Origin of the sequence: Salinispora cortesiana, assembly GCF_000484695.1 — a bacterium.
GTDB classification, from domain to species: domain Bacteria; phylum Actinomycetota; class Actinomycetes; order Mycobacteriales; family Micromonosporaceae; genus Micromonospora; species Micromonospora cortesiana.
The window spans coordinates 50,011-68,725 of sequence record NZ_AXVR01000019.1 but is presented as its reverse complement, the minus strand read 5'-3'; the positions used below and the strand labels follow the sequence as shown (position 1 = coordinate 68,725).

Annotated in this window: 21 protein-coding genes; 10 read left to right on the top strand and 11 right to left on the bottom strand. The window is 71.2% G+C overall.

Going from position 1 to position 18,715, the window contains the following annotated elements; all coding sequences use genetic code 11:
* Positions 1–172: 172 nt before the first annotated feature.
* Positions 173–1,093 carry a proteasome assembly chaperone family protein gene (locus K228_RS0111280; protein ID WP_025618536.1) on the bottom strand — a complete coding sequence of 307 codons (921 nt, stop codon included), beginning with the start codon at positions 1,091–1,093 and terminating at the stop codon, positions 173–175.
* Positions 1,094–1,615: 522 nt separating this feature from the next.
* On the opposite strand from K228_RS0111280, the gene K228_RS0111275 reads away from it, so the two are divergent.
* Positions 1,616–2,404 (top strand): EcsC family protein, encoded by a 789-nt coding sequence (locus tag K228_RS0111275; RefSeq protein WP_033776791.1) that lies wholly within the window; start codon positions 1,616–1,618, stop codon positions 2,402–2,404.
* Here the strand turns inward: K228_RS0111275 and K228_RS0111270 are convergent.
* Both K228_RS0111270 and K228_RS0111265 read right to left on the bottom strand, forming a co-directional pair.
* On the bottom strand, positions 2,373–3,221 hold the full coding sequence (locus K228_RS0111270) for an SGNH/GDSL hydrolase family protein (RefSeq protein WP_025618534.1): 849 nt from the start codon (positions 3,219–3,221) through the stop codon (positions 2,373–2,375). The two genes, K228_RS0111275 and K228_RS0111270, sit on opposite strands and share 32 nt — an antisense overlap.
* Positions 3,222–3,388: 167 nt before the next feature.
* Positions 3,389–3,988, bottom strand: a complete 600-nt coding sequence (locus K228_RS0111265) for an antibiotic biosynthesis monooxygenase (protein ID WP_025618533.1) — start codon at positions 3,986–3,988, stop codon at positions 3,389–3,391.
* Positions 3,989–4,189: 201 nt separating this feature from the next.
* On the opposite strand from K228_RS0111265, the gene K228_RS0111260 reads away from it, so the two are divergent.
* From K228_RS0111260 to K228_RS0111250, 3 genes are all read left to right on the top strand, one after another.
* Positions 4,190–4,453, top strand: coding sequence for a DUF6343 family protein (locus tag K228_RS0111260; protein ID WP_025618532.1), 264 nt, complete (start codon positions 4,190–4,192; stop codon positions 4,451–4,453).
* A gap of 12 nt (positions 4,454–4,465) precedes the next feature.
* Positions 4,466–5,878 carry an NADP-dependent succinic semialdehyde dehydrogenase gene (locus K228_RS0111255; protein WP_025618531.1) on the top strand — a complete coding sequence of 471 codons (1,413 nt, stop codon included), beginning with the start codon at positions 4,466–4,468 and terminating at the stop codon, positions 5,876–5,878.
* Positions 5,879–6,006: 128 nt separating this feature from the next.
* Entirely contained in the window at positions 6,007–6,732 is a 726-nt protein-coding gene (locus K228_RS0111250; RefSeq protein WP_025618530.1) for a PP2C family protein-serine/threonine phosphatase, read from the top strand.
* A 3-nt stretch (positions 6,733–6,735) separates the two neighbouring features.
* On the opposite strand, the gene hrpB is transcribed toward K228_RS0111250, so the two are convergent.
* Genes hrpB through K228_RS0111235 form a run of 3 tightly spaced genes read right to left on the bottom strand, consistent with a single transcriptional unit; the run spans position 6,736 to position 10,405 of the window.
* Entirely contained in the window at positions 6,736–9,303 is a 2,568-nt protein-coding gene (gene hrpB, locus K228_RS0111245) for an ATP-dependent helicase HrpB (protein WP_025618529.1), read from the bottom strand.
* A 26-nt stretch (positions 9,304–9,329) separates the two neighbouring features.
* Positions 9,330–9,524, bottom strand: coding sequence for a DUF397 domain-containing protein (locus K228_RS0111240; protein WP_025618528.1), 195 nt, complete (start codon positions 9,522–9,524; stop codon positions 9,330–9,332).
* 38 nt (positions 9,525–9,562) lie between these two features.
* A complete protein-coding gene (locus K228_RS0111235; protein WP_025618527.1) occupies positions 9,563–10,405 on the bottom strand; it encodes a helix-turn-helix domain-containing protein in 843 nt (280 codons plus the stop codon).
* A 138-nt stretch (positions 10,406–10,543) separates the two neighbouring features.
* On the opposite strand from K228_RS0111235, the gene K228_RS0111230 reads away from it, so the two are divergent.
* The 4 genes from K228_RS0111230 to K228_RS30030 all read left to right on the top strand — a co-directional run bounded on the left by K228_RS0111230 (position 10,544) and on the right by K228_RS30030 (position 13,717).
* On the top strand, positions 10,544–11,173 hold the full coding sequence (locus K228_RS0111230; protein WP_025618526.1) for a GOLPH3/VPS74 family protein: 630 nt from the start codon (positions 10,544–10,546) through the stop codon (positions 11,171–11,173).
* Positions 11,174–11,215: 42 nt separating this feature from the next.
* The gene (locus K228_RS0111225; protein ID WP_025618525.1) at positions 11,216–12,745 is read left to right on the top strand and encodes an APC family permease; all 1,530 of its coding nucleotides are present in this window, start codon (positions 11,216–11,218) and stop codon (positions 12,743–12,745) included.
* The gene (locus tag K228_RS0111220) at positions 12,742–13,332 is read left to right on the top strand and encodes a GNAT family N-acetyltransferase (RefSeq protein ID WP_025618524.1); all 591 of its coding nucleotides are present in this window, start codon (positions 12,742–12,744) and stop codon (positions 13,330–13,332) included. Before K228_RS0111225 ends, K228_RS0111220 begins: the two co-directional genes overlap by 4 nt.
* Positions 13,333–13,588: 256 nt before the next feature.
* Entirely contained in the window at positions 13,589–13,717 is a 129-nt protein-coding gene (locus K228_RS30030; RefSeq protein ID WP_281171581.1) for a hypothetical protein, read from the top strand.
* A gap of 124 nt (positions 13,718–13,841) precedes the next feature.
* Here the strand turns inward: K228_RS30030 and K228_RS0111210 are convergent, their stop codons facing one another.
* The gene (locus K228_RS0111210; protein WP_025618523.1) at positions 13,842–14,309 is read right to left on the bottom strand and encodes a general stress protein; all 468 of its coding nucleotides are present in this window, start codon (positions 14,307–14,309) and stop codon (positions 13,842–13,844) included.
* Positions 14,310–14,568: 259 nt separating this feature from the next.
* On the opposite strand from K228_RS0111210, the gene K228_RS0111205 reads away from it, so the two are divergent.
* Positions 14,569–15,510, top strand: coding sequence for an NAD(P)/FAD-dependent oxidoreductase (locus K228_RS0111205; protein WP_025618522.1), 942 nt, complete (start codon positions 14,569–14,571; stop codon positions 15,508–15,510).
* Between the two features lie 342 nt (positions 15,511–15,852).
* Entirely contained in the window at positions 15,853–16,716 is an 864-nt protein-coding gene (locus tag K228_RS0111200) for a mechanosensitive ion channel family protein (protein WP_025618521.1), read from the top strand.
* Positions 16,717–16,769: 53 nt separating this feature from the next.
* Here K228_RS0111200 and K228_RS0111195 read toward each other — a convergent pair whose 3' ends face one another.
* From K228_RS0111195 to K228_RS0111180, 4 genes are all read right to left on the bottom strand, one after another.
* On the bottom strand, positions 16,770–17,147 hold the full coding sequence (locus tag K228_RS0111195) for a DUF6401 family natural product biosynthesis protein (RefSeq protein WP_025618520.1): 378 nt from the start codon (positions 17,145–17,147) through the stop codon (positions 16,770–16,772).
* A gap of 233 nt (positions 17,148–17,380) precedes the next feature.
* A complete protein-coding gene (locus K228_RS0111190) occupies positions 17,381–17,638 on the bottom strand; it encodes a hypothetical protein (RefSeq protein ID WP_011905647.1) in 258 nt (85 codons plus the stop codon).
* 89 nt (positions 17,639–17,727) lie between these two features.
* Positions 17,728–18,189 carry an SRPBCC family protein gene (locus K228_RS0111185; protein ID WP_025618519.1) on the bottom strand — a complete coding sequence of 154 codons (462 nt, stop codon included), beginning with the start codon at positions 18,187–18,189 and terminating at the stop codon, positions 17,728–17,730.
* Positions 18,190–18,241: 52 nt separating this feature from the next.
* Positions 18,242–18,658 carry a DUF2795 domain-containing protein gene (locus K228_RS0111180; protein ID WP_025618518.1) on the bottom strand — a complete coding sequence of 139 codons (417 nt, stop codon included), beginning with the start codon at positions 18,656–18,658 and terminating at the stop codon, positions 18,242–18,244.
* Positions 18,659–18,715: the final 57 nt, after the last annotated feature.

The following is an 18,715-nucleotide window of genomic DNA, read 5'->3' as shown; positions in this document are numbered from 1 at the left end:
ATGGATCGGCGTCTTGCTGCCTGCCCGGGGCGTGTCACCGACGGACTGTCGGGGAGGGCGCTCGGCGCCGCTCCCCGACCTCGCCCGCACCGCGGCCCGCCGGGACCGGGCTCAGCGCTCCGGCGGGGATCCCTGCGGCCGGCGAAGCGACCCGTCCGACCCGGCGACCAGCTCAGCCGCCGGGGTTGTCGTTGGGGCGGGTCTGCTCGGCCAGGAAACGCTCCAACTCGGCACCGAGCTCGTCGGCGGTCGGCAGGGCCTCGGTTCCAGTGTTGAGCAGGTTCGGTTGGCCGTGCCCACGGGTGAAGGCGTCGTACTGCTCCTCCAGCGCCTGGACCAGCGCTGCGGCGTCCTCGGTCTGGGCGACCTGCCGGTCGATTTCCGTCCGGACCGCCTCGGTCGCCGCCCGCAGGTTGTCGCTGGGAAGGAGGAGCCCGGTGCTGCGCGACACGGAGGTGAGCAGCACCTCGGCCGCAGCGGGGTACTCGGTCTGCGCGACGTAGTGCGGCACGTGCGCGGCGAAGCCCAGCGCGTCGCGACCCTGCTCGCCGAGGCGGTACTCGAGCAGGTGTCCGATGCTGCCGGGCACCTGTACCCGTTGCAGCCACGGCTCGTAGCCGGCCGTGAGTTCACGCCGGGTGGCGTGGGCGGTGACACCGGTGCGGCGGGTGTGTGGCACCGCCATCGGAATCGCGTTGAGGCCGACCGTCAGCCGGACGTCCAACCGGGCGGAGAGCCCGGCCACGGCGGCGACGAAGCGTTCCCATTGCAGGTCCGGCTCAGGGCCGGTGAGCAGCAGGAACGGGGTGTCGGCATCGTCCCGGAGCAGGTACAGCTCCAGGGCCGGGGCGTCGTAGGACTCCCAGTGGTCCTCGACGAAGGTCATCACCGGCCGGCGTGAGCGGTAGTCGAAGAGCTGGTCCAGGTCGAACCGGGCCACTGGCCGCGCGTCGAGCGAGGTGAGTAGTTGCTCGCGAGCCAACCGGGTGGCGCTACCGGCGTCGACGAAGCCGGATAGTGCCTGGATCAGGACGGGCTGCCCGAGGTCGGGCAGATCGTCGTTGAGTTCGTAGAGCTCGTGTGGGTCGAGCACCGGTGCGGACCTCCCTGGATCTGGCTACGGGCCGTCGTGCACGGACGGCACCCGGTTGGGGAAACTACCTGCAGCCCCGCGGCATTCCACCGGGCCCCCGGGCCAGGCTTCGGAGCCGCGCTCCCGGCCGGGGTGGCCAGGACGGGCGTTCGCTTGCCGGGACGCCCCCGCCGACGGGGGGCGAGCCCGGCGACCGGCATCAACCCGCCGTACGCTTACCGACCAGTCAGGCACCGCGGACGGGTGCTTCCCCTGCCTCAGCGCGGGTGTTGTCCCGGCGCCATACACCTGGATACAGCAACCCGGAAGGAGGCAGACATGTCCCTCATTCACCGGATCAGGGCGTTCCTCCGTTCCCCCTGCGGACAACATCTGATCGAGTGGGGCGGCGGGAGGCACGGTCCCGTCAGGCCGCAGCAGACGGGGTTCGCCGTGCGAACTGAGCTCCACCGTTGACCGCGTCCGCGTCAGCCGTGAGGCTGGCAAGCAGGCCGCCCAGCCGCAGACCCCGGGGAGCCCACCGTGACCGATGCCGCACCCGCCGATGGTCAGTCCGGCGTTCGCCCGCCGCAGAAACCCGAGGCGGCCCCGGCCGTAGCGGGGCCGCCAGCCGGGCTGTGGGACCGGATGCGCGAGGACCCGCAGTACGCACCGGAGCACCTCGCCCTGGCGGCGGTGCGTCAGCTCGGTCCGGAGGCGGCTCAGTGGGCGCGGCGGGTCCGCGCCGAGCAGCCGGCGATGGTGCCGGTCGAGGCCATGGCCGAAGAGGCGGTGCGCCGCTTCGTCAACCACGCCCGATTCCCCGAGGTGGCCTCTGGGGCGACGGGCCTGCCCGACCTGGTGATCGACGTGGGTCTCCTCGCCTGGACCCAGGCCCGGATGGTGTTGCACGTCGCAGCCGCCTATGGACTGGATGCCACGCACCACGACCGCGCCGTTGACCTGCTGGTGTTGCAGAGGATGCACAAAGCCGAGCAGGGCGCACGGCTCGCGCTCGGGGTGGCCGCCGGTCGAGAGCGCGCTGATGCGCTCTTCGGCTCCAGTGCCGGTCCGGCCCCGCTCGGCCAGGTGACGCTCCGCCTCGGTGCGCGGCTTGCCCAGATGGCCGGCGCGCGGGCCACCAAGCGGGTTGTCGCGAAGGTGCTCCCGGGGGTCGCCATCATCCTGGGCACCTGGGCGAGTTCCTCGGCGACCAAGGAGCTCGCCGCGCGGTCCCGGGTGTTGTACCGCCAACACCGTGGGGTGGATTGCCGGTGTGGTGCAGCGGGGGACCACCGACTCAGGCGTCGCGTCCCCAGGCTCCCCAGGTGACCTCGGCGAGCCGCTCCTGGCCGGCGAGGTTGGGGTGGAACCAGTCAAAGGCGTTGACCAGGTCCAGTGTGAAACGGAGCCGGTGGGCGGCGCCGTCGTCGTAGCGGCAGCGGGAGCCGTACGCCGCGCAGGCCGCGGCGAGTTGGTCGTTGTAGTCGGTGACCCGTTCGCGCACGGCGTCTCGTCGGGAACGATCCGCCGGGTCGGTGGAGGTCGGATTCTTGAGCAGGGCCGGGCAGATTCCCAGACTCCAGGCCCGTACCGCCCGTTCGTTGGTGTGCCCCACCTCCCAGAGCCGGTACAGGTCCGGAATGCTGACCACCAGCAGCCGCGCCTTCGGCAGCTCCGCACTCAGCACCCGCAGCCCCCGGTCCACCTGACTCCGGAACGTCTCCACCGGGGTCATCTCCGCGACCTCGCCGTGGCAGACGTCGTTCGCGCCGATGAGCACGGTGATCCGGTCTGGTCGGTTCCGCGTCGCCTGCTCCGCCTGGCCGGCGAGGGCGGACGCCCGGGCTCCCGCCTGAGCGTGGTTGAACGCCCGCCCACGGATCGCCGGATCCTGGTCGAGCAGCCGTCGGTAGTGGCTCCGCAACCGGAGGCTGTTCCCGGTTGACCAGGAGTTGCGTTCGCACGGAGCCACTACCAGGCAGGAGCCGAGGCCGGTGCTGATCGAGTCGCCGAGGGCGGCGATCCCGCCGGCCTCGGTGCCGGGTGACCCGGGACTGGGGCTAGGTGCTGTCCCGCCCCCGCTTTCGCAGGCGAGTGCGACCAGTGCGAGCAGGCAGACGACGGCGGTGACCCAGCGTCGAGGCATGGCTTCCCCAAGCGGCCGAGCGGCGAGTGATTGCCTGGGCACCCTATGTGTGTAGTCGGGGTGGCGGTTGGGCAGTGTCGGATATCCAGCACCGAACCGCTATCCGGCTCCAGCTGGCTCGTGGAACCACGCCCACGGAAGTGGCGCTCGCGGCCCGAGGTCGCTCCTCATCGTGGGCCGCGAGCGGGAGATCGGCCGTGCAGCCACCAGCCGAGCGTGTGGGTGATCCGGGGCAACACCACGTATGTCATCAGCGGTGTCAGCGTCAATGTCATGATCAGTACGCGAGCCGGCACCGGGACATCCGGGATGAACCGGCCGGTCAGCAGAGTAGCGGTCAGACTGAGGGGGAAGAACGCCAACCAGATCGTCACCGCCTGCTTCCACCGCGGCGGCGACGGTGGTGCAGCGGTCGGCTCCGCGCTGACCGGCTCGACAACCTGTCCCCGCCGGGAGAACCAGCCCTCGACCCCGGTCCGGCGTTCCACCTGGGTGTGCTCGACGACGCCCTGCGCCGAGGCCAGCCACCAGTGTCGCTGCGGTGACTCCTCCCAGCGACGCAACGTCTCGTCGTCGGCGAACCGGTAGAGCATGTGCCACTCGCCGGACCCGGGGGCGCTGCGGATCCATCCGGCCCCGAGAAAGCCGGGAAATGCCTCCGCCAACGCCGTACCAGCGCGCATCCACGCCACCATCTCCTGGGTCCGAGCGGGGTCGGTGCGTCGGGCGACGGAGACGGTCACTGGCATCGCGGGCGTCATGGTCATGCCTCCATGTTCCTCACTGATACCCGGATTGGCTGGCGCGCGGTGCGTCGGTGTAACGCGACTAACCCGGGTGGTGAGCCGATTCACCGAAGCCAGCCCGAACAGTCGGAACAACCGGCCGGGAGGTGCTCCTGGCGGGGATGTGCTCCTGGCGGGGATGTGCTCCTGGTTAGACGGGCCCTGGATGGGTAGGTCCAGGTGATGACGAGATCGCAGCCCCGGCGTGCCCGTGGCACCGTCGGTCACGCCTACAGCGCGCTCAATCTACGCCTCGTGCTCGCCAGCTTCGGCCTGGTCACGATGGTGGTCTTCGGCGTGCTGGCGTTCCGGGCGGGGGTGGTCTGGCTGGGGGTGCTCTGCGTCCTCTTCGCCGTGGTCGCCGTCGTCGACCTGGTGATCATCCAGCGGCGACGGGGCGCTCGCCGGCGGGAGGAGCCGGGCACCCGGCATTCGCTGTTCGAGTGACAGGAGTTCGCGATGCCCATCGCCACCACCAACCCGGCCACCGGCCAGACGCTGAGGACGTTTTCGCCGATCTCGTCCGAGCAGGTGGAGGCGGCGATCAGCCGGAGTTCCCACGCGTGTCGGCAACTGCGGGACACGACCGTCGAGGAGCGCGGTGACTGGCTCAACCTGGCCGCCGCCCTACTGGAGGCCGAGCGCGACGACGTGGCCCGACTGGTGACAACGGAGATGGGCAAGACCTACGCCGCTGCCCAGGCCGAGGTGACCGTCTGCGTCAACGCCTGTCGCTTCTACGTAACGAAGGCACCGGCGTTTCTCGCCGACGAGCCCGCCGACGCAGCCGGCGTCGGTGCCGCTCGGGCCTTCGTCCGGTACCAGCCGCTCGGGCCGGTGCTCGCGGTGATGCCCTGGAACTTTCCGCTCTGGCAGGTGCTCCGGTTCGCCGCACCGGCGCTGATGGCCGGCAATACCGGCCTACTCAAGCACGCCTCGAACGTCCCCCAGACCGCTCTCTACCTGGCGGACCTCTTTCGCCGGGCCGGCTTTCCGCCGGGGGCGTTCAGCACCCTGCTGGTCGGCTCCGACGCGGTGGAGGCCATTCTCCGTGATCCGCGGGTCCGCGCCGCGACGGTGACCGGCAGCGAGCGTACTGGCCGCGCCATCGCCCAGATCGCCGGTCGTGAGTTGAAGAAGACGGTGTTGGAACTCGGCGGCAGCGACCCGTTCGTGGTGATGCCCTCGGCCGACCTGGATCGGGCCGCCGAGGTGGCGACCGCTGCCCGGTGCCGAAACAACGGCCAGTCCTGCATCGCGGCGAAGCGCTTCATCGTGCACACCGACGTGTTCGACGCCTTCGCGGAGCGGTTCGCCGCGCGGATGTCCGCACTGCGGGTGGGTGACCCGATGGCGGCGGACACCGACGTGGGCCCACTCGTCAGCGAAGAGAGCCGTGCCGAGATCGTCGCCCAGGTACGTGACGCCGTTGACCAGGGTGCGACCCTCCGCTGCGGGGGTGAGCTGCCGGCGGGGGAGGGCTGGTACTACCCACCCACGGTCGTCGCCGACCTCACCCCGCGGATGCGGATGTGGGCCGAGGAGGTCTTCGGGCCCGTCGCCGGGCTGTACCGGGTCTCGTCGTACGACGAGGCGATCGAGGTGGCCAACGGCACCGCGTTCGGGCTCGGTGCGAACGCCTGGACCCGAGACCCGGCGGAGCAGGAGCGGTTCGTCATCGACCTGGAGGCGGGCAACGTCTTCGTCAACGGGATGACCACGTCCTTTCCGGAACTGCCGTTCGGTGGGGTGAAGAACTCCGGGTACGGACGCGAACTGGCCGCGGTGGGGATGCGCGAGTTCTGTAACACCAAGACCGTGTGGGTTGGTGGCGACGACCGCACCGAGCCGGTGGCAGCGAACGCCGAGTGAGGCGGATGAGTGGTGTCGCGAGCCAGCTGGATGATCGTTGGGCTCGGCAACGGTGAGATTCGCCGCGCCACGCCGGCTCGGGGTGCCTCCTTGAGACAACGGCGCCTCCGCCTGGCAGGCTGCCTCCCATGACCTTGAAGCTGCGTTCGTTCGGGATGAGCGACCGTGGGCTGATCCGAAGTGGGAACCAGGACGCCCTGTACTCAGGTAGCTGGCTCGTCGCCGTCGCCGACGGCATGGGTGGGATGGCCGCTGGTGATCTTGCCAGCTCGGTGGCGATCACGTCGATTGCTCCAATCGACGTGGCGACCCCGGAAGATGAGTTGGTAGCTGCCTTGCAGCAGGCCATTGCGGTGGGGACGGCACGAATCCGGCAGTCCGTCAGCGAGGAGCCGGAGCGCCAGGGCATGGGTACCACGCTGACCGCCCTGCTCCTTTCCCGAACGGGCAGCTGCCTCGCGCTGGCTCACGTCGGTGACTCCCGGGCGTACCTGTTCCGCGAGGGCGTGCTCAAACAGATCACCCGGGACGACACGTTCGTGCAACTCCTCGTTGACCAGGGGGTCATCACCCCCGACGAGGCGAGTAGCCACCCCCGGCGAGCGGTTGTGACCCAGGCGCTGCAGGGCGAGGAGGTCTCCCCGGCCTACGCGACGATGATCCCCTGGGCCGGCGATCGTTGGTTGCTGTGTAGCGATGGGCTGTCGAACGTGGTCCGGCCGGAGACGCTCACCGAGGTGCTCGCCGAAACCCCAGACCGGACCGAGTGCGCCCGAAAGTTGATCGACCTGGCGCTGCACGCTGGCGGCCCGGACAACATCACCGCCGTCGTCGCCGACCTGGTGGCGGAGTGATCCTCAGCGGCGGCGCGGATTTGCCCGCCGGGTCGGCTCGGCGGTCGTCGGATCCACCGGCCAGGAGTGCCGTGGATAGCGCCCGCGCAGCTCCGCCCGGACCTGCGGGTAGCCGGACCGCCAGAAGGACGCCAGGTCCCCGGTGACCGCGACCGGACGTCCGGCGGGGGAGAGGAGCCGCAGCAGGACGGGGACCCGACCAGCAGCGATCCGGGGCACCTCCGGCCAGCCGAAGGTCTCCTGGAGCCGGACCGCCAACATCGGTGTGGTCGGATCCGTGTAGTCGACGCGGATCCGGGAGCCGCTGGGCACCGTGAGCCGCTCCGGGGCGAGCTCGTCCAGGCGGGCCGCGGCTGGCCAGGGCAGCAGGCGGCGCAGCGCGGAGAGAACGTCAATCTGGGCCAGGTCAGCCCGCCGACGTGCCCCGGCCAGCTCCGGCGCAAGCCAGTCCGGCGCCGCGGCCAGCAGCGCCTCGTCGCCCACCTCGGGCCACTCGTCGCCGAGGGCCGTGTGGCAGAACGCCAACCGCTCGCGTAGCGCCCGAGCTGCCGGAGACCAGGTCAGCAACCCCAGCCCGGTACGGCGCAGGCCGTCCACGAGCGCGTTGCGCAGCTCCTCCCGGTCTGGCTCGACGAGCGGGCGTTCAACGAGGTCGAGGGAGCCGAGCCGGACCACCTCCCGAGCCACCACATCCGTCCCGGACCAGGCCACCTCGCGCGCCGTGGTCAATAGCGAACCCCCGGCCGCCCGGGCGGTCGCCTCGTCTATCGGAGCCGCCAGTCGGATTCGGGCAGCCGGCGCGCCCGGCGTGCGGTCGGCGACCGCGACCGCCAGCCACACCGAGTCGGTCAGCCCCGACCCGGGCGCCAGCGTCGCAGCGGTCCCACCGCTCATCAGGTACGTCGGCTCGCCCGTCCGCCGGATTCGGGCCAGCCGTTCCGGGTACGCCAGGCCGACGACCAGCCCCGCGGCCAGGTCGTCGGGGAGGCGGGGCTCCGGCCTCGTCGGCGCGGGGCCCGGGGGCAGGGCGGTACGCAGCCGGCGTACCTCGGCTCGCCAGCGGTTGGTGGCGGTGGCGTCCGTTCCGGAGCGAAGCCGTCGCAGTGCGGCGGTGAGGTCGTCCCGGGGACCGGCGGCCCCCTCCTCAGCGAGGAGGGCGACGACCTCGGCCGCGCGGTCCGGGCCGAGCTGGGCGGCGCCGTCGATCAGGGCGCGGCCCAGCCGGGGGTGCGTGCCGACCGCGGCGATCGCCCGGCCGCGGCTGGTGACCCGTCCATCGGGGTCGAGCGCGCCGAGAGCGACGAGGGACTTCTTGGCCACGGCGAGCGCAGCCGGTGGCGGTGGGTCTGGCAGCGCGAGGCCGTGTCCGTCCGGCGTGCCCCAGGCCGCGATGTCCAGCGCGAACCGGGTGAGGTCGGCGGTGGCGATCTCTGGCTCCGGCTGTGCGGCGAGTCGCTCGTGGTCCGCAGCCGACCAGCAGCGGTACACCTGTCCCGGGCCCTCCCGGCCGGCCCGGCCGGCCCGCTGGGTGGCGGCGGCCCGGGACACCGGGACGGTGACCAACGCGCCCAGCCCGCGGGCGAGGTCCGTGCGCGCGATGCGGGCCAGCCCCGAGTCGACGACCACCCGTACCCCCGGCACCGTCAGGCTGCTCTCCGCGACTGATGTCGCCAGCACCACCCGCCGACGGTCGCGGTCGGCGCCGGCGCGGGGCGGGGTGTCGGACGTGCCGGACCGGAACGGTTGCGCCCGCAACACGGCGTCCTGCTCCGCCGGGCGCTGCCGGCCGTGCAACGGCAGGACCGCGATCTCGGTGGGTAGGCCGGCCAGTCGGGCGCTGATGGCGGAGATCTCTCCGGCGCCGGGGAGGAAGACCAATACGTCGCCGTCGTTCTCACGTAGGGCCCGCCGGATGGTGGCTGCGACATGGTCGAGTAGCACCGGGTCCACCCGGCCGCTGCCGGCGGGGAGGATCGGGCGGGGCGGCGGTGCCCAGATCCGGGTCACCGGGTGCGCCGCCGCCGACGCTCGGACCACCGGTGCGGGCGCGTCACCGCCGAGCAACGCGGCGACCCGATCCGAGTCGGGGGTGGCCGACATACCGAGTAGCCACAGCTCCGGGCGGAGCGCGGCCCGCGCCTCCACCGTGAATGCGAGCGCCAGGTCGGCGTCGAGCTGCCGTTCGTGGATCTCGTCGAGCAGGACGGCGCTGCTGCCGGCCAGCTCCGGGTCCTGGTGTAGCCGGCGGACCAGCAGGCCGGTCGTCACCACCTCGACCCGGGTGCGTGGTCCAACGCGGCGGTCGCCCCGCACCGCGTACCCGACCCGCTCGCCCACCCGCTCGCCGAGCAGTGCGGCCATCCGGCGGGCGGCGGCGCGGGCGGCCATCCGGCGGGGCTGCGCCACCAGCACCCGGCCGGTCACCTCCTCGGCCACGGCGAGCGGGAGGAGCGTGGTCTTGCCGCTGCCCGGCGGCGCTACGAGCACCGCGGTGCCGGTGGCGCGTAGCGCCGCCAGCACCGCGGGCACCACCGGCCGGACCGGCAGGTCAACGGGGGCGTCGGAGTACACGGCAGGAGTGTCCCACCGTCGGTGGGTCAGTCGCCGCGTACCCCGTCGATGCCGGAGACGAAGGCGCGCCAGGCCGGTGTGGGAAAGGCGAGTACCGGGCCGCGACGGTCCTTGCTGTCCCGGACCGCGACCTGATCAGTCGATGTGGACACCTCAATGCAGTTCCCGTTGCCCACACTGCGGCTGCTGGTGCGCCACTCAGTCCGGTCGAGCGCCGTCATCGCGTACCTCTCGTCAATGTCGGCGTGCCTCGCCGACGTTACGGAAAGTTACGAGAAGCTGCCAAAAGATGTGCCTGGGACGCCGCTGGATCGAGCGCCAGACGGCGCAGCTCCTCGTGCACAAGGCTATACCCAGCAACGTGTTCCGCCCCCTCCAGTGCCAGACCTGTCGTGAGATTTTCCAGGTAGACCACGGCCGCGTCGGCCGTGTCGGCGAAGGCCAGGATGACGTAGGGCGCGCTCATGGCGGGATGCCCGCCGGTCGAGAAGGGCAGTACCTGCACCGTGACGTTCGGTAACTGTGCGACCGTCGCGATGTGCTTCAACTGGTCGGCCATCACCGAGTTCCCGCCGACCGGCCGGCAGAGCACCGCCTCGTTGAGAACGACCGACAGCCCCACCGGGTTGTCGCGGTGCAACACCTCCTGGCGGCGCAGGCGCGCGGCCACCTTTCGCTCCAGTCCTTCCTCGCCGGCGGTGTGCCGGAAGACCTCTCGCGCGTACGCCTCGGTCTGGAGGAGGCCGGGTACAGCCTCGCCCTCGTAGGTGTGCAGTGCGGCGGCCTCCGCCTCCAGGCCGACGTAGAACTCGAACCACTCCGGCAGGACGTCGCTGTAGGACTGCCACCAGCCCCGCTGCTGGGCGCTGCGGGCGATCTCGATCAGTGCCTCGGCGTCGGCGCCGGTCACCTGATAGAGGGCGAGTGCGGCGCGGACGTCGCGCGGCTTGATTCCAATCTGGGCGTTCTCGATCCGGGACAGGTTGCTTTTGGACATGTCCAGCTGGCGCGCAGCAACATCGAGGGTCATGTTGGCGCCTTCGCGGAGCTGGCGGAGTTCACGGGCGATACGGCGGCGGCGTACGGTCGGGCTCGCGGTCACCCTCCGAGTCTGCCACGACAAGATCCCCAGGTCGTCCGGATACGGAGTGCAACCCTCCTGGTTGGGAGTTGCAGTTAGGCGCAGTGCAGTGCATCCTTGCCCAGTTGTGATCACTGTGGACGAGGTGGGAGGACCGGGTTGCTGGTCGCCGACGAATTCTTCCTGATCGCCCACAGCGACACTCGGGGTAGGGCGAAGCTGCACTCGGCTGCCAAGGGTCTCGGGCTCGCTGGCTGCCTCCTCAGTGAATTAGTCCTAGGTGGACATATCACGGTGGTTGACGGAGACGTTTCGGTGGTCAGTAACCGGCCACCCGCCGATGCGCTCGCCCATACCGTGCTCGACCAGTTGGTCGGTGAGGCGCAACACCGGTCGGTGCGTATCTGGCTCAGCTTCCTCGCTCAGAGCGCCGCCACCTCGGTGGGGGAGCGGCTGTCCCGGGCAGGCGTGCTGCGTCGTCAGGAGAGCCGGCGGCTGCTGCGCAGCAAGGTGGGCTACGTCCCGGTGGATCCGAACGCGGCAGCCTGGCCGGCGACCCGCCTGCGGGTGCTGTTGGAGCGGTCGGACCCCCCACCGACCCTCGCTGACGCGGTGCTCCTCGGGCTGATCGGCGCGGCGGGCCTCAGCCGGGAGGTGCTGTGGAGCGTCGGGCCCCGAGCCGAGCACCGGTTCACCGAACTGGTCGCCTCACTGCCCCCGCCGTTGAAGGAGCTGGCGACGCAGACCGAGGCCGCTGTCGGGGCGGCGGTGCTGCGCGGTTCCCTGTGATCACGAAACAACATCCCTCGTGTCCCTCAACCGGAGTGGTCTATGCCCTCGACAGCAACCACAGAAAAGCCGAGCAACGTCTCTGAGGCGCTGGCCCGGGGCCGACTCGGTGTGCCATCGGTGGTCTTCTTCGTCCTGTCCGCAGCCGCGCCGCTAACCGTGGTGGCGGGGGTGGTGACCACCGGCTACGGGGTCATCGGCGTGCTCGGCATCCCGCTGGCCTTCCTCACCGTCGCCGTGTTGCTCGCGCTGTTCTCAGTTGGCTACGTAACGATGGCGCGCCGGCTGGCCAACGCCGGCGCCTTCTACTCGTACATCTCCCGCGGATTGGGTCGGCCGGTCGGTGTCGGCGCCGCCTGGGTGGCGCTGATCGCGTACAACGCCCTGCAGGTCGGGTTGTACGGCACCATCGGCGCCGCCGCCGAGCCGGTCCTGGACCGGCTCTTCGGCATCAGCGTGCAGTGGTGGCTGGTGGCCCTCGGTGCCTGGGCAATCGTCGCTGTGCTGGGGCTGCTTCGAGTCGACATCAACGGCAAGGTCCTTGCTGTGCTGCTGCTCGCCGAGATTGCAGTGGTCCTGGTGTTCGACCTCGCCCAGCTGGGCAACCCCGCCGGTGGTCAGGTCAGCTTCGCCGCGTTCGCACCGGACAACCTCTTCGTCCCAGGCCTCGGCGCGGTGCTGGTGCTGGCGATCCTCGGGTTCGTGGGGTTCGAGTCGGCGGTGGTGTTCAGCGAGGAGAGCAAGGACCCGCGCCGGACGGTGAAGGTGGCTACCTACCTGTCCATCGCGATCATCGCGGGGATCTACGCGCTCTCGTCGTGGAGTATGACCGTCGCGGTCGGGCCGGACCAGATCTCCGAGCAGGCCGGCGAGCAGAGTGTCGCGCTGATTTTCAACCTGGCCGCCGAGCACCTCGGCGACACCGTCGTGACCATCGGCCAGGTGCTGTTCCTGACGTCGGTGGTGGCCGCGATGATCTCCTTCCACAACACCACCGCCCGGTACGCGTTCGCCCTCGGCCGGGAGCGGGTGCTGCCGGCGGCCTTCGGGCGGACCTCGCCGAGCAGCGGCGCCCCCCGCACGGCCTCCCTCGCCCAGAGCGCTCTCGGCCTGGTCGTGATCCTGCTGTACGCGGTCAACGGGTGGGACCCGATCGTGCAGCTCTTCTTCTGGTGCGGCACCAGCGGCTCGTTCGGGGTGCTGCTGCTGATCGCCACCACGTCGGTCGCGGTGATCGCCTACTTCGCCCGCGACGGCCGGGAGGAGTCGCTGTGGCGGCGGGCAGTGGCACCCGGGATCGCCGCGGTGGCGTTGCTGGGTGTCTTCACCCTGGCGGTGCTCAACTTCGCCGACCTGCTCGGCGTCCCGGCGGACCACACCCTGCGCTGGGGAGTCCCGATCGTATACCTGGTGGCCGCGCTGCTGGGCGTGGTGTGGGGGCTGGTGCTCCGGTCGAGCCGTCCGGGCATCTACGCCCGGATCGGGCTCGGCGCGGAGAGCGCCGCCACGTTCCTGCCGGAGACGCCCGATCCACTGCCAGCGGCGTCGGAGCGGGCGGAGGCCCGGCGGTGACCGGCATTGGGGTCGAGCGTCTCGGGCCGGAGCGGACGCAGCTGGTCGCGGAACGGATTGCCGCGGCGTTCCTGGTGCTCGACGCGCCGCGCTGGCTGGTGCCGGACGACAGCAAGCGGGAGGCGGTGCTCGCCGGACAGTTCGAGATCCTGGTTGACCACGCGATGTGGCACGGCCTGGTCTTCGGTACCACCGATTTGACCGGGGTGGCCGTCTGGTTTCCCTCGATCGGCGCGGATCCGGCGCCGCCGCCACGGGATTACGACGCCCGGCTCGCCGCGGTGTGCGGGGAGTGGACGGATCGCTTCGCTCACCTCGATGAGCTCTTCGCCGCGAACCATCCGCAACCCGACCATCACCACCTTGCCTTCCTCGCCGTGCAGCCGGACCGGCAAGGCCAGGGAGTGGGCACCGCGCTGTTGCGGCACCACCACGCATGGCTGGACGCCAACCGGATGCCCGGCTACCTGGAGGCCTCCAGCGAGTTGGCCGCCGAACTGTACGCCCAGCACGGCTATCAGGTACGCGACCTGTTCCGGTTGCCCGACGGCACACCGTTCTGGCCGATGTGGCGGGAACCCCGCTGATCTGATCCTGCGGTGGCCGGACTCTGCACCGGCCACCGCTCGCTCGGCCCCACGCATCGGCCTCCCGCCTACGGGGGCCGAGTAAGCAGCTCCGCACGGTTACCTCCTGCCCAGGTGGGTAACTCACTCCTCGGTGCGTCCAGCGGGGGAGCGAACAGCCCTCGCGGCAACGGGCGCGTCCGCCTGAATCGGACCTAACATCCCGACCGGCCGGCAGCCGGACGGGACTAGCCCCGAGCATCGAGGAGGCCAGTCTATGCCCGGTGAGACGAGCAACCGCGGAACCGAAGACCGCCCATCGGCGGCCGAGGGGGAGCGGGGGGCGCTGGTGGCCGTCCTGGTGATGGTGCTCTTGGGCGTCGCGGGCATATTCGCGCTGTCCTGACGTGGAGATGGTGTACCCCGGCCGCCGCTGGCGGTCGGGGTACACTCGGTACCGGTCCGGCGTCGGCGCGGCCCGTCCACCCGGTCAGTGGCGGCCAGCAGCCGCGTGCCCGGGCGGGTGCGGGCTAGTCCCGTTGGCGCTGCGGTGCCTGCAGGTGGAGCCGGCCCAGCAGTTGCCGGGCCTGCTCGGCATGCTGCTGATCCACGATGACCGCGTACTGGTTGGCGCGGAGTGAACTGGCCGAGGTGAAGTCGCGGCGACCGCCGGTCATCGCATGTGCCACCGCCCCGAACACCGCGCCCCAGATCGCCCCGATCACCAGACCGGCGAGAACCACCGCGAGCCAGTTTCCCGCGGTGAAGATGCCGAACAGCAACCCGATGAAGAGACCGAACCACGCGCCGGTACCGGCGCCGAGCAGCGCCGCCCGCCCGGTGCTTAGCCGGCCAAGGACCGTCTCGACCAGGGTGAGGTCGGTACCGACGATGGCGGTGTGCTCCACCGGGAACCGGTTGTCCGCCAGATAGTCAACGACCCGCTGGGCGGTGCGGTAATCCGGGTATGAGCCGATAGTCACCGTCGGCGGCCCCACCCCCGGCCCGTCGCCGTCGCCGCTGGGAGGCGAGGGATGACCCGCCGGACCGGAGGGGATGGTGTCGCCGCCCGGTAGACCGGGACGCCAGGCTGAGGTCGGACGCGAAGGTGTTTTCATGAGTCTCCTCCTTCGTCAACCATCCACGTTCCCCGTTGGCCGAGGGGGTAACCCGGGCTCGTGCCCCGACGGGGCCGAACCGGGGTGGCGGCGCTCCAGCAACCAGTAGGCTCGACCGGTGTCCGGGGAAGCGGCAGGCGTGGTGGTGATCGGCGCGGGGCTGGCCGGAGTGGCCTGCGCCGGTGAACTGGCCCGGGCGGGCGTACCGGTGCAGCTTCGAGAACGTGGGCAGGTCGCCGGCGGACGGATGGCCAGCCGGCGTTTCGCGGGGCGGCCGGTGGACCTGGGCGCCGCGTACCTGACGGTCAGCGATCCAGGCTTCGCCGCGGTGCTGCGGCAGTGGCGGGCGGCAGGCCTGGCCCGCGAGTGGACCGACACCTTCCTCGCGTACCGGGGCGAAAGCCGGCGGGAGGTGGTGGGGCCTATGCGCTGGGCCGCGCCCCGCGGGCTGCGCTCGCTGGTGGAGCAGCTCGCCCAGGATCTGCCGGTGAGCTTCGGCCGTCCGGTGCGCAGCGTCGGACCCGGTCCGACCGTGGATGGGCAGCCCTGCGCGGCGGCGGTGCTGGCCATGCCCGGCCCGCAGGCGGCGCCGCTGCTGGACCCGGCCCTGACCGCCGCGATCCGGGCCACCCGAGCCCAGGGCTGGTCGCCGTCGCTCGCCGCGATGCTGCGGTTCCCGGAGCGCTGTTGGAGCGGACTACGTGGCGCCTTCGTCAACGACCATCCGGTGCTCGCGCTGGTCTGTGATGACGGTGACCGTCGGGGCGACGCAGCACCGGTTCTCGTCGCGCACACCACCCCGGAATTCGCCGCCGCGCACCTGGGCCAGCCCGCCGCTGCCGCCTCCGCCATCGAGGTGGCCGTTCGGGACCTGCTCGCGTTGCCGGTGTCGGCCGAGGAGGTGCATGTGCACCGGTGGACGTACGCGAGGCCGACCGTGGCAGCGGCGGGTACGTATCACCTGGACGCCGACGGGATCGGGCTGGCCGGGGACGCCTTCGGCCCGCCCCGCGCCCAGACCGCCTGGCGCTCCGGTCACGACCTGGCCCGGGCCCTTCTTGCCCGCGGCGCCGACCAGTAGCGCACACAGCGCCGCTGCCCGCTGTGGCGCCGGACCTCGTCAGTACCGGTAGTACTTCGGCTTGAAAAGCCCATCCGGGTACCCGCCGAAATATCCGGAATGGGCGGCGGAGTGGCGTGCGGTCAGCGCAACAAGATCGTTCCCCCGCGGTGGCGTGCTCCAGGTGCGCGTCCGTTCACCCCGCATTCCAAGGGCGGGTTCGGCGGGTAGCGACTACCGAAACGGTCTTCGTGGGCAGGTCAAGGCGACCCGACGACGGTCGGAAAACGTCGAGGAGCGCTGCGGAGTGCCGGTGCGGTGACTGGGTATGCGCGCGAGGTAGTCCATGCGAAGGAGGGCATCATGCCGGAAACCCTCGCGGTACGGCAGGTCGACATCGGGGCCGCCGCGACCGATATGTGGCGGGCGGTGCTGTTGTTCATACCGAGAGCTGTCGCGTTCATCGTGATCCTCGTGATCGGATGGCTCATCGCCCGAGCCGTCCTCAAAGCGGTGGACGCGGCGCTGGAGCGGGTGAACTTCGACCGCGCCGTGGAGCGCGGCGGCATCAAACGCGCCCTGGCGCGTACCAAGTACGACGCCAGTGACATCCTCGCGCGGCTCGCGTACTACGCCGTACTGCTGTTCACGCTGCAGTTCGCGTTCGGGGTGTGGGGACCCAACGCGATCAGTGACCTGATCAGTGGTGTGGTGGCCTGGATACCGCGGGCATTCGTGGCGATCGTCATCGTGGTGGTGGCCGCGGCCATTGCGAGCGCGGTCCGCGACCTCATCAGTGGTGCGCTCGGCGGTCTGACGTATGGCCGGGTCCTGGCCGACGCGGCGGCCGTCTTTATCCTGGCCCTCGGTGTGATCGCGGCGCTGAACCAGGTCGGCATCGCCACCACGGTGACCACGCCGGTGCTGATTGCCGTGCTCGCCACGGTGGCCGGAATCCTGATCGTGGGTGTCGGTGGCGGTCTGGTCAAGCCGATGCAGAGCCGCTGGGAGGGCTGGCTGAACCGGATGGCCGAGGAAGGGCGGGCCGTCCAGCAGCACCGGCAGGCCCAGGGCGCCGGCCGCAGCGACGTCGAACGGCAGATGGCCGACCGGACCGGGCACGAACGGGAACGGACGGAGGCGAAGACCCGCGAGGCGGCGACCGCGGGTGGCGGTGGTCGCAAGTCGGGCGGTACGGGCGACGAGACCCAACAGTTCGACCGTTGAGCGGCGACCGGAGGACGGGGGTGGTCGCCGCGGGTGGCCACCCCCGATTCGCCTCAGAGCGGCGGGAGCGGGGCCGGCCGGGGACCGTCCAGGGACCGGGCCAGAGCGGCGACCGCGAGTAGGCGGGTGAGGAGCCAGTCCGGCGCCGCCCAGTCGATCGGCCCGGCTGGCGGATGCCAATCGTGCTCCCGGGCAGCGGCGCGGACTCCCTCCGTGTAGCCGGCCAGGGCCGCGACAGTCAGCGCCCGGCGATCCCCATCGAGGCTCTCCCGGACCGCCGCGGCGTGCTGGTCGACCAGAGCGAGTAGCCCGGGTCGTGCCGCCGCCGCAGCCAGGCCGTCGGTGCCCACGGTGCTGGACAGCGACGCCAGCGTCGAGCGGGCGGCGTCAACGAGCATGCGGGGGTTGACCCGTTCCAACGGTGCGCGCATGGGGAACGAGACTAACCCGCGGAACAGGCGGTTGACCTCGCCTGGTCAGCGGCTTTGTTCCTCGACCGGTTGGCCGACCCGGGTCGGTATCCCGGCACTGCCGAAGCGAGGTGGGGCCTACCGAGGGGGGCGCAGCGCTCACGCCAGTGCCGGTGTGCCCCCGCCGACGGGGACACACCGGCACTGGCCAGTCGCGAGAGCCGACCCCGGTGGACGAGGGTCGGTGTTTGAGATCACATGGTGTCCGGTCCGGTCCGCCCGGTCGTGGACGGGCGATAGGCCCGATCCGGGTCAGTCGGTTCCCGGCCGGTCCCGGCCGCCTGGCCGCCGCGGTCCACCGCCTGGGGCCCGTGCCCGAACGCGGCCTCCTCTCCGGCGTCGTTTGCGGTTACGTCGTCGGCTTGGCCGTCCATCGCCGAACGAGCGATGGCCCGGTCCAGCTCCGCCAGGGGAGTCCGCTCCTCGTCACGCCACGCCTTGTCGTCGGTCATACCTTCGGCGGTACCCGACTCCACCCGCGCGAAACCCGCCGACGGCCCCCCGGTGGTGGCGGGGGCCGTCAGCGGGTTGCGCTGTGGGGTCAGGGCTGCGGTCGGTCGACCTTGCCCCGCCAGGCGCCGGTCGCCTGGTTGCGCTCTTCGATGAACTGCTTGAACCGTTCCAGGTCGCCCTTGGCCCGGTGGTCAACGATGCCGAGCGTGTCGCCAGCGTGCTCCACCGCGCCGTGCGGCTCGAACTCGAGCTGGAGCGTGACCCGGCTGGTGTGTTCGTCCAACCGGTGGAAGGTGACCACCCCCGCGTGCTGGGTGCCGCCGATCGAGCGCCACGCGACCCGCTCGTCCGGGAGTTGCTCGGTGATCTCGGCGTCGAACTCGCGCCGCACCCCGGAGATCTCCACGGTCCAGTGGGTCATCGTCGGGGAGAGGTGCCGCACCTCCTGTACTCCCTCCATGAAGTGTGGGAACTCCTCGAACTGGGTCCACTGGTCATAGGCGGTGCGGACCGGGACGGAGATGTCCACGTATTCCATGACACCACTCATCAGCTCCTCCTCCCCGCCGATTTTGGCGGCTCGGGCCGGGTGACGGCCCGGGTTACCAGCGGGTCGTCTCGTTGCGGTGGCCGAGCGCGGCCCAGATCTCCGAGACCGTCTGGTAGCGGGTTCCCGTGGGCAGGCGTTCCAACTCGGCGATCAGGTCGGCCGGAGCGTCGTTGCCCCGTGCGTTGGCGACCAGGGTCTCGCGGTCGCCCGGCAGGGCGGTCATCGTGATGAACCGTCCGAGCCGGCTGCGGGCCTCGACATCATCGGAGCTCATGCCCTGCGGGTTGCCGCTGCGCAGCGCGCCGGCCGGTGCCGTCGTGGGCTCCGGTTGGTCCTCGCCCGCCGGCTCCGGCTGACGGGACTCGTTGACCCGCGAGCCGGCCGCTCCTGGACCCTGTACGAGGCCGCTGACCTCGCTCTCCATCTCGTCGTCGAGCCTCGGTCCGTGCTTGCTGCTGCCGCGTTCCATGTCTTCTGCGCTACCCGACGGGCTCCGGGGGTAAACCCCGGCCAGATCCGGTTTGTC

Bases quoted from the DNA above. Each gene is read 5' to 3' on its own strand.
- K228_RS0111185 (WP_025618519.1), bottom strand. From the start codon at position 18,189: ATGAGTGGTGTCATGGAATACGTGGACATCTCCGTCCCGGTCCGCACC.
- K228_RS0111200 (WP_025618521.1), top strand. From the start codon at position 15,853: ATGCCGGAAACCCTCGCGGTACGGCAGGTCGACATCGGGGCCGCCGCG.
- K228_RS0111265 (WP_025618533.1), bottom strand. From the start codon at position 3,988: ATGACCATGACGCCCGCGATGCCAGTGACCGTCTCCGTCGCCCGACGC.
- K228_RS0111225 (WP_025618525.1), top strand. From the start codon at position 11,216: ATGCCCTCGACAGCAACCACAGAAAAGCCGAGCAACGTCTCTGAGGCG.
- K228_RS0111255 (WP_025618531.1), top strand. From the start codon at position 4,466: ATGCCCATCGCCACCACCAACCCGGCCACCGGCCAGACGCTGAGGACG.
- K228_RS0111195 (WP_025618520.1), bottom strand. From the start codon at position 17,147: ATGCGCGCACCGTTGGAACGGGTCAACCCCCGCATGCTCGTTGACGCC.
- K228_RS0111260 (WP_025618532.1), top strand. From the start codon at position 4,190: ATGACGAGATCGCAGCCCCGGCGTGCCCGTGGCACCGTCGGTCACGCC.
- K228_RS0111270 (WP_025618534.1), bottom strand. From the start codon at position 3,221: ATGCCTCGACGCTGGGTCACCGCCGTCGTCTGCCTGCTCGCACTGGTC.
- K228_RS30030 (WP_281171581.1), top strand. From the start codon at position 13,589: ATGCCCGGTGAGACGAGCAACCGCGGAACCGAAGACCGCCCATCGGCG.
- K228_RS0111180 (WP_025618518.1), bottom strand. From the start codon at position 18,658: ATGGAACGCGGCAGCAGCAAGCACGGACCGAGGCTCGACGACGAGATG.
- K228_RS0111240 (WP_025618528.1), bottom strand. From the start codon at position 9,524: ATGACGGCGCTCGACCGGACTGAGTGGCGCACCAGCAGCCGCAGTGTG.
- K228_RS0111190 (WP_011905647.1), bottom strand. From the start codon at position 17,638: ATGACCGACGACAAGGCGTGGCGTGACGAGGAGCGGACTCCCCTGGCG.
- K228_RS0111250 (WP_025618530.1), top strand. From the start codon at position 6,007: ATGACCTTGAAGCTGCGTTCGTTCGGGATGAGCGACCGTGGGCTGATC.